Consider the following 14,735-nt stretch of genomic DNA (forward strand, 5'->3'; position numbering starts at 1 on the left):
GGCGCGGATATCAAGAATGTTTAGCGAAGCTGCTGCCAGGAGTCGCGCACCAGCAGGGTATCTGAAGCGGTGATCGCGTTGTCACCATCGCTGGTACCAGCCAGGCTGACCGCCGCGGTCGAGGTCAGGATGGGCACGGCATCCCGGTTCAGCACGCCGGTGATAGAGATGGGAGGCAGGGCCATATCTGGTCCCAGCGTGGTCTTTCCAATGTATTGAGCATGGACGATCGCGGGACTGACGGTATCGCTGAGGGAGATGCGCCAGTCTTTACCCTGCGCCTCGATCTGGCTCAATCCCAGTGGAATGACCTCATCAACAGTGATGGTGCCAGGGGCGGCGACCGCTCTGGCCGAGCTCGTATTCGCCACCACCAGGGCCAGCTTCACTCGACCCTGTACCGAGCCATGGCTTCCATACAGATTGGAATTGACGATAGCCAGGGCGAGTCCAGACCGTCGAGTTAAGAAGGGTCTGGCGGCCAATCCCTGGTTGGAGGTGCCGGGGGCCGTCACAGCACTGCTCGTCGCTGCCGGTGTTGTAGCTGGCATCACCGTCGCGGTTGATCCGGTGGCGGGTGCCGTCGCGGTTGCTGTCGGTTCAGTCACAAAGGTTGGAGGCACGCTCCTTCCGGCCGTTGGAGTCGCAACCCCTACGGCGGTGGGAGTCGTACCGCTCACAGCGGTGGGGGTCGTGCCGCTCACAGCGGTGGGGGTCGTGCCGCTCACAGCGGTGGGAGTCGTGGTCCCCATAGATGGCGCGGTCGCCGTCATTGTGGGGGCGGCAGCAGCCTGTACCGAGATCGAGTCAACACACATATTGCTCGTCGAATCGGGATTGTCGCTGGATGTCACAGCGGCGGCATTGGAGAACAGGGGTCCCGCGGTACTGGTCAGCGTGCCGCTGATGGTGATCGGGGGCAGACTCGCGCCAGCCGCAATAGGATAGGGTCCATTGAAGGTGCCTGATAGGGCGACCGGTCCGACCGTATTCGAGGCTCCGAGCGTCCATCCAGGAGCCGTAAAGGTGACATTGCTGATGCCGACCGCGGCGATATCGAACACCGACACAATCTGATTCTCATTCGCCTGGGCGTTTGTGACCTGTAACACATAGCTCACTTGCTGACCAGCGGCATAGGTATCACCAGTCGGGGCGCCCGCTCTACTGATCGAGATAGACAGGCGAGGTCCCATAGACGGGGTAGCGATGGTGGTAGATGTCGCGGTCCCCGCGGCCAGTGGTGCCGTAATGGGTGTCGAGGATACGCGAGGCGTAGGGCCCGCCATCACGGTAGATGTCGCAGTCGGCGTAGGGCTCGGCATCGCCGTCGCCGTTAGCGCCGGATTGGCCGTGGCAGTCACCACAGGTGTGGGCGTAACTGTCGCCCTCACCGTCGCTGAAGGAGTGGGGGAAGGTGAAGGGGCAACCGTCGCCATCACCGTCGCTGAAGGGGTGGGGGAAGGTGAAGGGGCAACCGTCGCCGTCAGCGTAGGTAGAGCGGTCGCTGATGGCACCACTGACGGCAAAGCAGTTGCCATAGCCGCCGCTGATGGGAAAGCGGTTGCCATAGCCGTCGCTGATGGCACCGCTGATGGTGTGGCTAAAGCCGGGGTGCCAGCCAGTGTATCGGAGACCGGCGCGTAGGGTGACGAAGCATCCGATCCCACATAAACGGTGTCCGAGACCATGCTATCGAGTGGGTTGGTATTATTTGGCGCATCGACCGTGGCGGTTGTCGTAATAGAGGGAGCGGCATCCTCCGTCACGATCCCGGTGAGGAAAATCGGCGACAACACGGCACCGGCCTTGACTGGATAGGAGCCATCGTACGTGGCCGTCAAAACAGCTGGACTGACCGTGTCGCTGAGGGTGATTTTCCAGTGTTTTGCCTGTACCTTCAAGTCTTTCAGGCCCAGCGGTACCACATCCATGATCACAATAGAATCGTGTTTCTTCACACTGGCCGCACCCTCGTTATTGCCAGAAAACAGCACATACGTCAGCTTCTTACCCACGTCCAGGTGGGCGCTGCCCATGCGCAGCTGGCGAATATACAGATTGGGAGTGGGTCCCGATGGTGTCCTGGTGGCGGTCGCGGTCGCCGTTGGCACGCCCATCTTCGCCTGCTTTTTTGTCTCCCCATGCCGGGCTCCCGGTTTAGCCGCATGCTTAACCAGCCGCGACCCCTTCTTTGCAAGGGGATGGGCGTGCCCAGGAATCTTGATCACATGCCGAATATGGGTCTGCCTGGTTATCCCGCGCGCGTTCGCGGCCTGGGGTATCAGGCCATTACCGGCCAGTAACTGGCTTCCTAACGATAAAAGACATACGACACAAATAAGTAAAAGTATAAATGACAGGGGACGCCTGCCACGTGATTTACATGTTACATGCTCTGGTTGCTTCATTACACTACTCTTTCTTTCTACCTTTAATATCCGCCACAACCCAAAGAGTGAACAGGGCAATCCACATTCAGTATAAAGAGCGTGAACAAATAAGAAACAACCAGAGCAGATAGGTCAGATCACTGCTGTTGATCCGCAGCGAGATGGGAAGAGGGAGCGTCTATCGTTAGCGCGGATTTGACAACTTCGGCGGGCGCCTGCTCCAGGCGCTGCAAAATGAGCTGGTGCAGGGCTTCAATGCGCTCGTGCTGGGCTTCGATATGCTCCAACAACTGGATAATCATATGATCCTGATGATCCAGGTGCTCCATCACATTGCGCAGCTCTTCTTCGCCTTTGCAATCGGTCAGATAATCGTTCTCCGCCGTCAGGCGATCCTTCTGCGCCTGCCGATTCTGGCTCATCATCACAAAAGGGGCCGCGTAAGCCGCCTGAAACGACAGTGCCAGGTTCAACAAAATAAAGGGATAAGGGTCCCAGGCTTTGATCCAACCAACCACATTTAGAATAATCCAGCTCAACAAGACGAGCGACTGTATGATAATAAAGGGCCAGCTGCCAACGGTCGAGGCGACCGCATCGGCGATTTTAGCGCCCCGGGACAATTTTTCGTCGTGCGCTTCATTGACGTTAATAATCTGAGCATGCTTATGCGCAAATTTAGGGAAGTGCCACTGCGCAACATCGAGATGAGGAAAAGGAGAGCGAAGCGGCTGCTCCTGCCTGGTAGTTGAAGATCCTGCCCTGGTTTGATTTGAAACTGTATCCATGCCTGCATCCTTTCTAGCTAAAAAATAATTCCAGAGGCGTGCTCGTCGCACGAATCCTATCGTTAAATTAAACGTCTGGCTCAGCTTTTTATCTCCCACCAATCCATACTGGACAGCGGCGTCGATCCTGTGCTACATTCTTGAGAAAAATATCAGAGCCAATGCAGGGAGAAGAGATGCATATTGTTATTTTCGCGGGCGGCACGGTGCGTGCGAGTGGAGCGGTTCGCCAGGCCATTGAGAGCGCCGATCTGATTCTGGCCGCTGATAGCGGGGCGGCCACCGCATTGGAGTACGGCTGCGTCCCCACCATGATCCTGGGTGATTTTGACTCACTGACCAGCGAGCCACTGGCGCAGCTCCAGCAGTTGGGAAGCCAGATCGTACGTGTCTCCAGCCAGAAGGACGAAACAGACACCGAGCTGGCGCTCCTGGAGGCCAAAAAGCGCGGCGCCCGCACTATTACCCTGCTTGGCGCGCTGGGAGGGCAGCGCTTCGAGCATACCCTGGCTAACACCTTCCTGCTCACAGGCTTTCCCGAGCTCTCCATTCGCATCATCGACGGCCCCACCATCTGCTGGCTGCTGCAAGGTCCTGGTCAGAGCGAGATTGTGGGCGAACCGGGCGACTTTCTCTCTCTCTTCCCCATCACGCCCGAGGTAACGACCATCACCACCACCAACCTGCTCTATCCACTGCGCGGCGAAAGTCTGCGGCTCGGCACCCCACGTGGCATCAGCAACGAACTCGTGCGGGAACGAGCCAGCGTCACCATCCAGCAGGGATTGCTTATCCTGATCCACACCAGCAAACGCTGATCCTCGCGGTCCTCGCGTTGACAAACAGGCAAAAGAAAACCTATACTTTTTAACAAGAAGCTATATTTCAAGTTCAACGAAAAAACTTGATAGAACAGGAAAAGAGCAAATGAAATCAGCACTGATTGTCTGGGGAGGATGGGAAGGACACGAGCCAGAGAAAGGGGCGAATCTCTTCGCGCCTTTCTTGCGTGAGCAGGGCTACGAAGTAGAAGTAGCCACCAACCTGGACGTTTACCAGGATGAGGCAAAGATGCAGGCCTTGGATTTAATTGTGCCGATCTGGACCATGGGAACCATCACGCGCGAACAAGAGCAGGGATTGCTCACAGCGGTTAAAAATGGAACCGGCATCGCTGGCTGGCATGGTTGCATGGCAGACTCTTTCCGCAACAATACAGAATATCAATTTATGGTCGGGGGTCAGTGGGTGGCCCATCCCGGCAATATCATCGACTATACCGTCAACATCACCAACCACGAAGATCCCATTACCGCCGGTCTCTCCGACTTCAAGATGCATTCCGAACAGTACTACATGCACATCGATCCCCAGATTGAGGTCCTGGCCACCACCACCTTTAGCGGCCAGTACGCCGACTGGATTGAAGGCAGCGTTGTCCCCGTCGTCTGGAAGAAACGCTGGGGCAAAGGCCGCGTCTTCTACTCCTCCCTGGGACACGTACGCACCGACTTCGACGTCCCCGAAGCGCTCACCATTATGCAGCGCGGCATGCTCTGGGCCAGCCGCTAATCTGACAAGAAGAAAAGACTGTTGCCTGTTTTTGCGTAATTACGCAAAAACAGGCAACAGTCTTTTCTTCTTGTCAGATTATTCTCTTTATGCATGAATGTGGTATGCTAAATAAGCACAAACATACAATGGGATGGGGAACGACATGAGCATGCAGGATCGCCGCGTGAAACGAACCCAACGTCGCCTGGCCTCAGCATTAATCGAGTTAACGCTGGAAAAAGGATTTGATGCTGTAACGATCCGGGATATTACCGAACGGGCCGACGTCGGTTACGCGACCTTCTTCCGGCACTACAAAGATAAACACGAACTCCTCAAAGACATACTGGATGTGGTCCTGATCGAACTGGTTGAACTGCTGCGCTCCGCCCGGCCCGCCAGTGCTCCTGATAGCACAGGCGTGCTGATATTCCGCTATGTGCAGGAGCATCATGAAGTGATCCGCGCGCTCCTGGGCACCTATAATGTGCGCCAGCAGATCCTCAAAGCGGCCACGGCCACCACCCTCAACGAGACGGGACCACGACCCGGTAGCATCGTGCCGCTTGAGATCGCCTCTTATCATATTGTAGCCTCCTCTATCGCCCTGATCGAATGGTGGCTGGACCACAACATGCCATATCCCATCGAGCTAATGGGCAACGTCTACGAAGAGCTCATCGCGCGCCCCACCAACGAGGCGGCCCTGCTCCCCAAAGAGCAACCATCACAATAATGGTAGAAAAGCCTCGGCCGCCTTCGAGAAACGCTGACGGCGTGGAAAGATCCGGCATGCGATATTGCATGGCTGTACCGTCTAAAAATACATACACGCACCTCGATTCCCTCCTCTTTTTATACTATTCATAGATATTTTCAATGTGTTTATCTCTGGCTTTTCATTAATCAGCGCTGTACGTGCTGATTATCAAAGATCAATACATACCACGGGAAAGGTAAAGCTCTCGATAAAGGGGGAATTGTCATGGATTTCAATCGTTTTGATGAGTTAACGAAAGCCCTGGCGGTGAGCACATCGCGCCGACAAACGTGCAAAGTGCTTTTAGCAAGTGCTCTTGGCGTGGGCAGCATGGGCACCGCCCACGCAGATAGTATAGACCAATCCACCCGAGATTTGATACTCGCCTCGCCCGACTGCGGAAATAATAGCGATGGTGGAATCTGGCAACAAATCTATAACTGCCTTTACAGAGGTATTACCGCACAGTGTTTTGCTGGAGGCTACAGTCGCTCCCGTAGCAATCCTTGGGTATTGGGGCTAAATCCGCAGCTCCATCACTATACATTCTTTGCAGGTAAGCGTGCGCGAGGCATCGAGTGCCATTATATCTGGACACAGACAACCCCAGATTGGTGGACACTGGCATGGAACGTTGCTAACAACAACCCGAGCCGACCACAATACAATTTGAGAGCACAGATTAACCAGGGCATTTTAGGGATGGCAATTAATTCTGTGAGAACACGCACCGCCAATCAATTGCATATCCATATGTCCTGTATCCGCCTGGATGTGTTGAACACATTGCGGAACTCGACAAATATCCCAACCACTCCGAGTGCCTGGACAAGTGCTAACGCCGTAGTGACGCTACCTATCTTGCCAACCGCTACTGGACGAACGCAGGCTAACTTTCGCGTGATCCGCCTGAACCTTGGGCCCGGACTTATGTATCTGGGACAGAATCTCTTCCAACTCTTATACAACAACATCATCAGAGCTCAACGCCGGCCTTCCAGTGACATGCAGTACCAGACACTGGCCCTGGCCCAGGTATCGAGCACAGGTAATCAGTTCTATGTTATCAACAGCGAGGATTTTGTACCGCAGAGCCAGAACCCTTATTTGCCAAACAGTATCGGTGCGGGTGAGCGACTGCTCAATGAAAATTGCTGATGTTTAAGGGGTGGCAATAACGTCTCTTTTCATACCTCCCGAAAGGCGAAAGAATACATGGCTCTTGCTCTGCTGTTCGCACGACTTCTGCTGGCTGTTGTCTTGCTGATCGCCGGCATAGCCAAGCTGACCGATTGGCTCGGCACACAGAAAGCGCTCAGTGATTTCGGCATCCCTCAAGGACTTGTCAGGCTAATAGGAAGAGCCCTGCCCATTAGCGAGATAGTACTCGCCGTTGCGCTTATCCTGCGAGCCTCAGCCTGGTGGGCTGCTGCGGTAACGCTGGGGCTCCTGCTCGTTTTTATCGCGGGCATCAGCGTCCAACTCATCCGGGGACACAGGCCCGCCTGCCATTGCTTCGGCCGGCTGCATTCCGCTACAATTGGGGTTTCAACTATCGTCCGCAATATCTTGCTGGCCCTGCTTGCCACCACAGTCATCTACTGTAAAGGTCAGAGCAGCAGTCTGAGCGCAATAAACTGGTTCATGGCATGGTCTCCCGGTCAACAGGTCACATTCATAGTCGCAATCATAGCCCTTGCGCTGCTGACCGGTGAAGGTTGGTTGCTGCTGCATACGCTACGCCACCAGGGACAACTGCTCCTGCGCATCGAGAATCTTGAGCATCACCTCGCCCAGACACCAATCGAGGAAGAAACACCAGGACAAGAGCAATTACTATACAGTATCGGAAGCAGCAGACAGAAGGAAGATAATAGCAAGGGGATAGGGTAATTTATTGAAAAAACTGGTATAATATAATAGTACAGAAAACCTGGTCGCAAATCTCACCAACACCGTGTACTCTTTTTGTGCCAGACTTTATGGACAATGGCATGCCAAACACAAAGCAGAGCGTCTTGTGCAAGAATAGGAGGCTGATCATGCAGCTGGTTGAAAAGCACGTCATTGGCCGGAGTGATCCACGCTATGCCACGCTTGACGCAGCCTGCTTCGCTTCTAAAAATCTCTACAATACGGCACTGTATGAAATCCGTCAGGCATTTCTCTTGGAAGGGAAATATCTCAACTACCAGGAAATGGATCGGCGCATGCAGTCGCATGAAGCCTACAAAGCCCTGCCGGCCAAAGTGGCCCAACAGGTGCTCCTGCTGCTCGAACGCAACTGGAAATCGTTCTTTGAGGCGCTCAAAGCCTACAAAGCCGATCCCTCGAAGTTTCGTTGCCGTCCCCAACTGCCCAGGTACAAACACAAAACAACCGGCCGCAACGTGCTGATCTATACTATACAAGCCATCAGTCGCAGCAAACGAACTCTGGGACGACGCATCATTGCGCCTTCGGGATTGGGCATTCAGATCAAAACCCGGCAAGACCCCGAGGCGATTGCGCAGGTCCGGGTGGTTCCCAAACATGGCTTTGCCGTGGTGGAGATCATTTATAATCAGGAACCTGCTGGATCTGCCGTTGACCCTTCACTCATTGCGGGCATCGATGCTGGTGTCGACAATGTGATCGCGTTAACTTCAAACAAGCCGGGCTTTGTCCCGGTCGTCGTTAACGGGCGCGGTCTCAAAAGTACCAACCAGTTCTACAACAAGACAATGGCCGATCTGCAACAGGCCCTCGGCCACCCTGGCGTGACTCGACGCATGCAGCGCCTGACCATCTGGCGCAATCGGCGCATCGAGCATGATCTGCATACGATCTCCCGCTTTGTAGTGGATTTGCTCGTCGCCGAGGGCATTGGTACCCTGGTGATCGGTCGCAACGCAGGCTGGAAGCAGGAGATCAACCTGGGCGCACGCAACAATCAGCACTTTGTTCAGCTTCCCCACGCACGCTTGATCCATATGCTCACCTATAAAGCGGAGCTCAAAGGCATACGGGTTCTACCCACGGAAGAAGCATACACCAGCAAAGCCAGTTTCCTGGATCGTGATCCCTTGCCCACCTATCAGGCCGGTCAGGAGAAGCGGCCCGTGTTCAGCGGAAAACGTATCGCACGGGGTCTCTATCGGGCCAAAGATGGCCAATGTATCAACGCTGATTGCAATGGATCGTACAATATTATCAGAAAAGCAGCTCCTAATGCCTTCGAGGCGGAGGGAGTAGCGGATGGGGAGTGCAGGATCCATCTGCCGGTAGTCCATCCCGTGAGGATGTCGTTCCCTCACAAATCTGCTCACGTGAAAATCCTGGCACCGGTCAGGATTCGCTAGTCGTGACAGAACTATAATATATAAGAAGTAAAAATCTGTACCGTATTTCAGCCAGAAAGCGCAGATGAATGGTCGAGAAGAGAAGCTCACGACAGCGTCAGGAGCAACAGCAGCAGCTCCTGTTTGCGCGCCAGCAGACAACCTACACCTGGAGAAATGTGCGGTCGGTGGCACGCGATAACGTGATTATTATCATGCAGCAAGAGGTGCGCGTCCTGGGGGTACGCCAGGATAGCGACGACGTATTCGTCAGCTACACCGATCCTTCCACCGGTACCAAAACCGAGCAGCTATTCAACCTCACCGATTACGTCTATTTAAAGTTGTAATAGCAGGCAGATAACCAAACAGACGGAACCTGATATTCTCTCACAAAAAGATTACGCGTGTACGTATACGTATACGTACACGCCAACATGGTTACTAAATGGCCTGTAGGGCAGCCTCATAAAAATCAAGATTTTTGCGGATCCAGGAGAGCTGGCGCGCCTCGTTGGGAGCGAAGAGGCCGCGCCCATACGATTCAAACGTGCTTGAGAAAGCATCCAGCGCGGTTACACGGGCGAGATAAAAGACCTGGTAACTATCGGGATAGGGATAGCCATAGCCGTCGGGCATAGGTCCTGACACATGCAGATGCTGATAGCCGAAGAACCGCAGTGCTCCCACGCGTGTCCCGGTCTCCTCATATATTTCACGGCGCGCCGCCTCCTCGGGCGTCTCACCGGGCTCGATGTGCCCACCTGGAATATCCCAGCCCCGCCTGACCAGGTGGCTCATCACCAGTTGCTCACCCTCAAAGGCAAAGATAAAAGCAGTGGTAATTGCCTCCCTCGGTGGCAATACAGAGGAAAGAACGTGCCGGCTCTCATTGGGTTGCGGCAACCAGGAAATGTTCTGCTCGGTCCTTATAACCTGATCAGTTGGATTCATCATGTTCACCTCATCCATGCTCTCTATAATAATCCATGCGTCTCACGCCTCTAGCCTGAGCTATTTATATAGTATCATGTACATTGTCGTAACCCGTCAACAAGAGTTGTCAACAACATAAACATGTATATTACGACGCTATAGAGGAGATGCATCATGGCAGAAACGCAACAGGGACGCGAGCTCTTCCACCAGGCGCGCGAGCGCATCCAGCGAGAGATGATCGAACGAGGCATCCCATCCATCACCATCGCGGTCGCGCAAGGAAATGAGATCCTCTGGGAGGAGGGATTCGGCTGGGCCGATCGGGAGCGCAGGATTGCTGCGACCCCGCATACGCTCTATTCGTTGGCCTCCATTTCAAAGCCGATTACCGCCACGGCGCTGCTGGTCCTCAAAGAGCGAGAACTACTCGACCTGGATAGCCCCATCAACGATTACCTGGGAGACAGCAAGCTGCATGCATGGTCAGGAGATGCCGGGGAGGCTACCGTGCGGCGCGTCGCCGACCATACCTCGGGCCTGCCACTTCACTATCAGTTTTTCTATCGGGACGAACCAGCGTACCAGTTACCATCGATGGACGAGACGATTCAACGCTACGGCCACCTGGTAACGCCTCCTGGCGAGCGCTTTATGTACTCCAACCTGGGATACGGTCTGATAAACGAGGTCATCGAGCGGCTCTCCGGAAAAAGTTACGCCGCCTTCATGCGTGAAGAGGTCTTTCTGCCACTGGGCATGCTACGCGCTTCCATCAACGTTGGGCCGGGCCTGGAGCCATACCAGGCCCAACGCTACGGGTCCAACGGAATGCCCTATCCCCTCTATGAAAGCAATCATCCCGGGGCTGGTGAGGTCTACTGTAGCGCGCATGATCTGATGCGCTTCAGCATGTTTCATTACAAACAGCCTCTCCCCGACCAAAAGAAGATCCTCTCGGATGAGGCGCTGGACGAGATGCATGCTCCCAGTTCCCGCCAGAGCGAGTTCATGCGCTATGGAATCGGCTGGCGCATCTATGATGACGTTAAAGATCACTACATCATCGGGCACAGCGGCGGCATGGACGGGGTCAGCACGCTGCTACGGATAGTTCCAGCGGCGGGAGTGGCTGTGGCTACGCTGACCAACACTAATGGCAACAAAGATCTTCAGGAACAGGTTATCGCAGATATCTTCTCGGTCCTACTCCCCGACTACGCCCAGAAACGCGCCCAGGGAATAAACCAGCAGCAGCAGGAGCAAAAGGACGAGCCCGAAGCAGAATTCAGGCCCGATCCGCACCTGCTGGGACAGTGGAGCGGGCATGTGCATACCTATGAGGGTGATATTCCATTCACACTCTGGTTCAAAGAGGACGGCGACGTACATGCTCAGCTCGGCACGCAATTGAAGGCCCTTGTCAACGAACTCGTGCTCAAGGACCAATCCTTCACAGGCACCATGGTGGGAGACATCGGAACGGCCGATGCGAGCCGCTACCCCCACCATCTCTGGCTGGATCTCATACAACGAGAAGCGAGCATCACCGGGGCATTGATCACTGCCACCATCAAGGAAAAAACACCGGGGAACCGCCTTGCTCAGGCACTCAGCCACCGGGTAGAACTAAAAAAAAGCAAGATAGAAGAAGTTTCTTAGCTCTTCCCTATGTTAAAATAAGCAAGCTACCGCTTATGAGAGTACATAGAAGGAGTTACATGCATGACAGAGCAAGCACTGCCACTGATTACGTTCTATAACGGTTGGAAGTCCTACCAGCGCGGGCTGATCGAGATGATCGCCCCCCTTACCGTTGAGCAGCTGGCTGCACCGGCACCGGGACATCAATGGACGATCGGGCAGATAGCCCAGCATATGGTAGGCAACCGCGTGTGGTGGTTTCAGGTATGGATGGGTGAAGGCAACCTGGATCTGGCTCCTATCGCCCACTGGGATCCATCGGATAAAGTGGAGGTCGCCCCACGTAACGCGGCTGAACTGGTGGCCGGGCTGGAGTCCACCTGGAACATGATCGCCGACGCCCTGGGACGCTGGACCGCCGCCGACCTGGAGCAGGTCTTCCAGCCCCCGTCCGCATTGGGAGAAGAGGAGCGTGCGAACTGGCCCTCGTTCTCACGACAGTGGATCATCTGGCACACCTTCGAGCACGAGATCCACCACGGCGGTGAGCTCTCCCTGGCCCTGGGCAGCTATGGCCTGCCGGGTATCTATGGTGATATATAACCGGTCTATTCAAGATCGGTCACATATCACCAGGCGGGCGTATTAGTCCACGGCACGAATGGCCGGGTGGAGCAATCCCACAGCGATGATGACGGCGGCGATAGCTCCACCCAGCAGAAAGACCGGCGCGGCGCCGAGATGATCGGCGGCGATGCCGGCCAGCCCATAGCCGATGGGCAACAGGCCCGAAGAGACCAGGATATCGATACTGGAGACGCGCCCCAGCAGGTCCGACGGCACAAACTCCTGTAGCGAATTGGTCCAGGCCAATCCCAGGCAGGCGAAGGCCGCTCCCTGGACAAAGAACGCCAGAGACATCAAAACTATAGGAATATGAAAGCCCATCACCATTAGCATCAGGCTAGCCAGCAGCCAGGCACCGTAGGTCATGGGGCCACGGTGGCGCAGGCGCGTGAAGCGTCCGAGCCAGATGGCCGCCAGCAACGAGCCCAGCGCGGAGAGCGTCGTCAGCAGCGCGTAGTAGCCTACCTGTACCCCGAAGCGCTGCTTGATCAGCAAGGGCAGCGCCGCCTCCGCTGGTCCCACCAGAAAGATGGTACTGACGCAGGCGATCAGGAGCGTCAACCAGAGCCAGGGTGAGGCTAGCACGGTCACGATACCTTTGTGCAGGTCCTGCAGGATGCCTGTTTCCATTTCGGCTGGCTGGCGCAGGACCTCTACACGCGGCAGCGCCAGCACACAGAGCGCCGAAGCGAAAAACGAGATCCCGTCCAGGGCAAAGGCCAGCGAGGTACCACCAGAAGCGATGATTATCGCGGCAATGGCCGGACCCGCCAGCTGCGCGCCTTCCATACTGATGCGTCGCAACGCGTTGGCGCTGGTCAGCAGTTCGGCGGGCACCATGTCAGGGATAAGCGCCGCGTAGGCGGGATCGAAGAAAGCCTCGACGGTCCCAAAGATGGCGCTCATCACAAAGACCTCCCACAGTTGCAGCCACTGCAGAAAGGCCAGCGCGGCAATCAGCAGCACCACGCCGCCGCGAATGAGATCCGACCCTAGCATCACGCGCACGCGCGGCCAGCGGTCCCCCACTACTCCTCCAAGCAGGAGAAATACCAGCAACGGGACGGTTGAGCAGATCAGCACCAGACCCATGGCGGTGGCGGAACCCGTTTTTTGTAGTACCCACCAGGCCAGGGCAATGGTAAAAAAGCTATCCCCCAACCTGGAAATGATCTGCCCACTCCACAGCAGGGCGAAAGAACGATTGGTAAAAGCGCGCAAGAGAGAGATCAACGTTGTGGTCTCCTTCCATCATATATCAAAAAGGGAGAAAAAAAGGCCGTGGGTGATCAATGCTGTATCACCCACGGCCCGCTGCCTGCTCGGCAGTTTGTATCTACAGGTTCGCTACACTTCTACGATACGCGTACCTGAAAAAGGGCATAGTACGGCTGTGGGCCAGCGTTCGAGGATTATAGCGCCCACGATAATTCATGCTCAGAGAGGGGTTCAGCATGAACTGGATACTCACCATACTATTCCATTAAATCCTTTATGTGATTAAAAGGTTGATGCGCTTCTAGTGTATCTCTATCAAAGAATACCTGCTTTCTCACCTGTGGTCAAGCCTTCGATGCGACATGGGTGTCCGAGCCTTCCTTGATACAAGTCAAACAGATCGATCAAACGCGCGTTTTAAGGCGGCTAATTGATCTCGCGCGGACGTCTCGGTCACCTGGGCGCTGGCAACCATGCGGAAGCCGTGGTAGGCGCCGGGATAGACGTGAAGCTCCACCGGCACGCCCGCGCGCATCAAGCGACGAGCATACTCAACATCTTCGTCCACAAACAGGTCGATGGAGCCCACGTTGATAAAGGTGGCTGGCAAGCCCTCCAGGTTCTCCGCACGTGCCGCCGCGGCATAGGGCGAAACATCGGGTCCTCCGGGTTCCTGTCCCAGCAACGAGGTCCAGCCAAAGCGATTGGCCTGCCGCGTCCAGATAAACTCCCCCGTGTATGGATGCGGTTCCGCCAGGGTAGACGTGCGATCATCAATCATGGGAGCCATCAAGAGTTGGAACAACAGGGAGACCTCTCCACGGTCGCGAGCCAGGAGCGCTAGCGCGGCGGCCAGTCCCCCGCCCGCGCTGCTGCCGCCAACGGCGATCCGCTTTGAATCGATGCCCAGCTCATCGCCATGAGTAGAGAGCCATTTCAAGGCCGCGTAACAATCCTCGACCGGACCAGGATAGGGTGTCTCAGGAGCCAGGCGGTAGTCCACCGAAACGGCCGCACACCCGATAGCTGACACCATACTGGTGACCAGGGAATCTTCCGCGTCGGCTGAACCCATAATATATCCACCACCATGGATCCAGAGCAGGGCGGGAAGCGGTCCCTGCGCCGATATCGGCCGGTAGAACAGCACCCGTACATCGGGCGCCCCTGCCGGACCGGGGATAAAACGCTCGCTCACAGACAGGGTAGAGGATTGGGCCAGGTTCACAGGTGGTCGCGGACTCATGGCGCGTATCTGCCCCAGGTTTTCCGCGCTGGGTGCCGTGGCAGGGATCAGATCCAGGAGAGCAACAAGCTCAGGATCAACAAGGTGTCTGGTTGTCAATGTATTCTTCCTTTCATCATTCATAGCCCCCAACCTGCGGGACAAATACGGGCGCTATTTTGTAGCATACTGCAATCTTCACCTGGCTTGACGAGGATCGCGGCAAGCCATATACTCCATATAAGGACAACTGTCCCCATAAGTAAAGTG

14 protein-coding genes are annotated in these 14,735 nt (G+C 55.6%); 9 read left to right on the top strand and 5 right to left on the bottom strand.

The window, feature by feature from the left end; translation table 11 throughout:
* Positions 1–20 precede the first annotated feature (20 nt).
* On the bottom strand, positions 21–2,411 hold the full coding sequence (locus KTT_RS28250) for a hypothetical protein (protein WP_126601048.1): 2,391 nt from the start codon (positions 2,409–2,411) through the stop codon (positions 21–23).
* 119 nt (positions 2,412–2,530) lie between these two features.
* Complete coding sequence (locus KTT_RS28255) at positions 2,531–3,181, bottom strand: DUF1003 domain-containing protein (RefSeq protein WP_126601049.1); 651 nt, start codon at positions 3,179–3,181, stop codon at positions 2,531–2,533.
* A 176-nt stretch (positions 3,182–3,357) separates the two neighbouring features.
* Between KTT_RS28255 and KTT_RS28260 the strand changes: the two genes are divergently transcribed.
* The 7 genes from KTT_RS28260 to KTT_RS28290 all read left to right on the top strand — a co-directional run bounded on the left by KTT_RS28260 (position 3,358) and on the right by KTT_RS28290 (position 9,165).
* Positions 3,358–3,999: a thiamine diphosphokinase gene (locus tag KTT_RS28260; protein WP_160146180.1), complete on the top strand. Its 642-nt coding sequence runs from the start codon at positions 3,358–3,360 to the stop codon at positions 3,997–3,999.
* A gap of 109 nt (positions 4,000–4,108) precedes the next feature.
* A complete protein-coding gene (locus KTT_RS28265; protein ID WP_126601051.1) occupies positions 4,109–4,753 on the top strand; it encodes a ThuA domain-containing protein in 645 nt (214 codons plus the stop codon).
* 145 nt (positions 4,754–4,898) lie between these two features.
* A complete protein-coding gene (locus KTT_RS28270; RefSeq protein WP_160146181.1) occupies positions 4,899–5,471 on the top strand; it encodes a TetR/AcrR family transcriptional regulator in 573 nt (190 codons plus the stop codon).
* Positions 5,472–5,720: 249 nt separating this feature from the next.
* Positions 5,721–6,653 (top strand): CDP-diacylglycerol diphosphatase, encoded by a 933-nt coding sequence (locus tag KTT_RS28275; RefSeq protein ID WP_126601053.1) that lies wholly within the window; start codon positions 5,721–5,723, stop codon positions 6,651–6,653.
* Between the two features lie 57 nt (positions 6,654–6,710).
* Positions 6,711–7,388, top strand: coding sequence for a MauE/DoxX family redox-associated membrane protein (locus tag KTT_RS28280; RefSeq protein WP_126601054.1), 678 nt, complete (start codon positions 6,711–6,713; stop codon positions 7,386–7,388).
* A gap of 149 nt (positions 7,389–7,537) precedes the next feature.
* Positions 7,538–8,836, top strand: coding sequence for an RNA-guided endonuclease InsQ/TnpB family protein (locus KTT_RS28285; RefSeq protein ID WP_126601055.1), 1,299 nt, complete (start codon positions 7,538–7,540; stop codon positions 8,834–8,836).
* 68 nt (positions 8,837–8,904) lie between these two features.
* On the top strand, positions 8,905–9,165 hold the full coding sequence (locus KTT_RS28290) for a hypothetical protein (RefSeq protein WP_126601056.1): 261 nt from the start codon (positions 8,905–8,907) through the stop codon (positions 9,163–9,165).
* Positions 9,166–9,259: 94 nt separating this feature from the next.
* Here KTT_RS28290 and KTT_RS28295 read toward each other — a convergent pair whose 3' ends face one another.
* Positions 9,260–9,772: an NUDIX domain-containing protein gene (locus tag KTT_RS28295; RefSeq protein WP_160146182.1), complete on the bottom strand. Its 513-nt coding sequence runs from the start codon at positions 9,770–9,772 to the stop codon at positions 9,260–9,262.
* 153 nt (positions 9,773–9,925) lie between these two features.
* Here KTT_RS28295 and KTT_RS28300 point away from each other — a divergent pair, with 153 nt between their 5' ends.
* Together KTT_RS28300 and KTT_RS28305 are read left to right on the top strand one after the other, a co-directional pair.
* Positions 9,926–11,413: a serine hydrolase domain-containing protein gene (locus KTT_RS28300; RefSeq protein ID WP_126601058.1), complete on the top strand. Its 1,488-nt coding sequence runs from the start codon at positions 9,926–9,928 to the stop codon at positions 11,411–11,413.
* A gap of 63 nt (positions 11,414–11,476) precedes the next feature.
* On the top strand, positions 11,477–11,998 hold the full coding sequence (locus KTT_RS28305) for a DinB family protein (RefSeq protein ID WP_126601059.1): 522 nt from the start codon (positions 11,477–11,479) through the stop codon (positions 11,996–11,998).
* Between the two features lie 42 nt (positions 11,999–12,040).
* Here the strand turns inward: KTT_RS28305 and KTT_RS28310 are convergent, their stop codons facing one another.
* Together KTT_RS28310 and KTT_RS28315 are read right to left on the bottom strand one after the other, a co-directional pair.
* Positions 12,041–13,255 carry an MFS transporter gene (locus tag KTT_RS28310; protein WP_126601060.1) on the bottom strand — a complete coding sequence of 405 codons (1,215 nt, stop codon included), beginning with the start codon at positions 13,253–13,255 and terminating at the stop codon, positions 12,041–12,043.
* Between the two features lie 376 nt (positions 13,256–13,631).
* Positions 13,632–14,585: an alpha/beta hydrolase gene (locus KTT_RS28315; RefSeq protein ID WP_126601061.1), complete on the bottom strand. Its 954-nt coding sequence runs from the start codon at positions 14,583–14,585 to the stop codon at positions 13,632–13,634.
* Between the last annotated feature and the right edge of the window lie 150 nt (positions 14,586–14,735).

The sequence above is a fragment of the Dictyobacter aurantiacus genome, from assembly GCF_003967515.1.
GTDB classification, from domain to species: domain Bacteria; phylum Chloroflexota; class Ktedonobacteria; order Ktedonobacterales; family Ktedonobacteraceae; genus Dictyobacter; species Dictyobacter aurantiacus.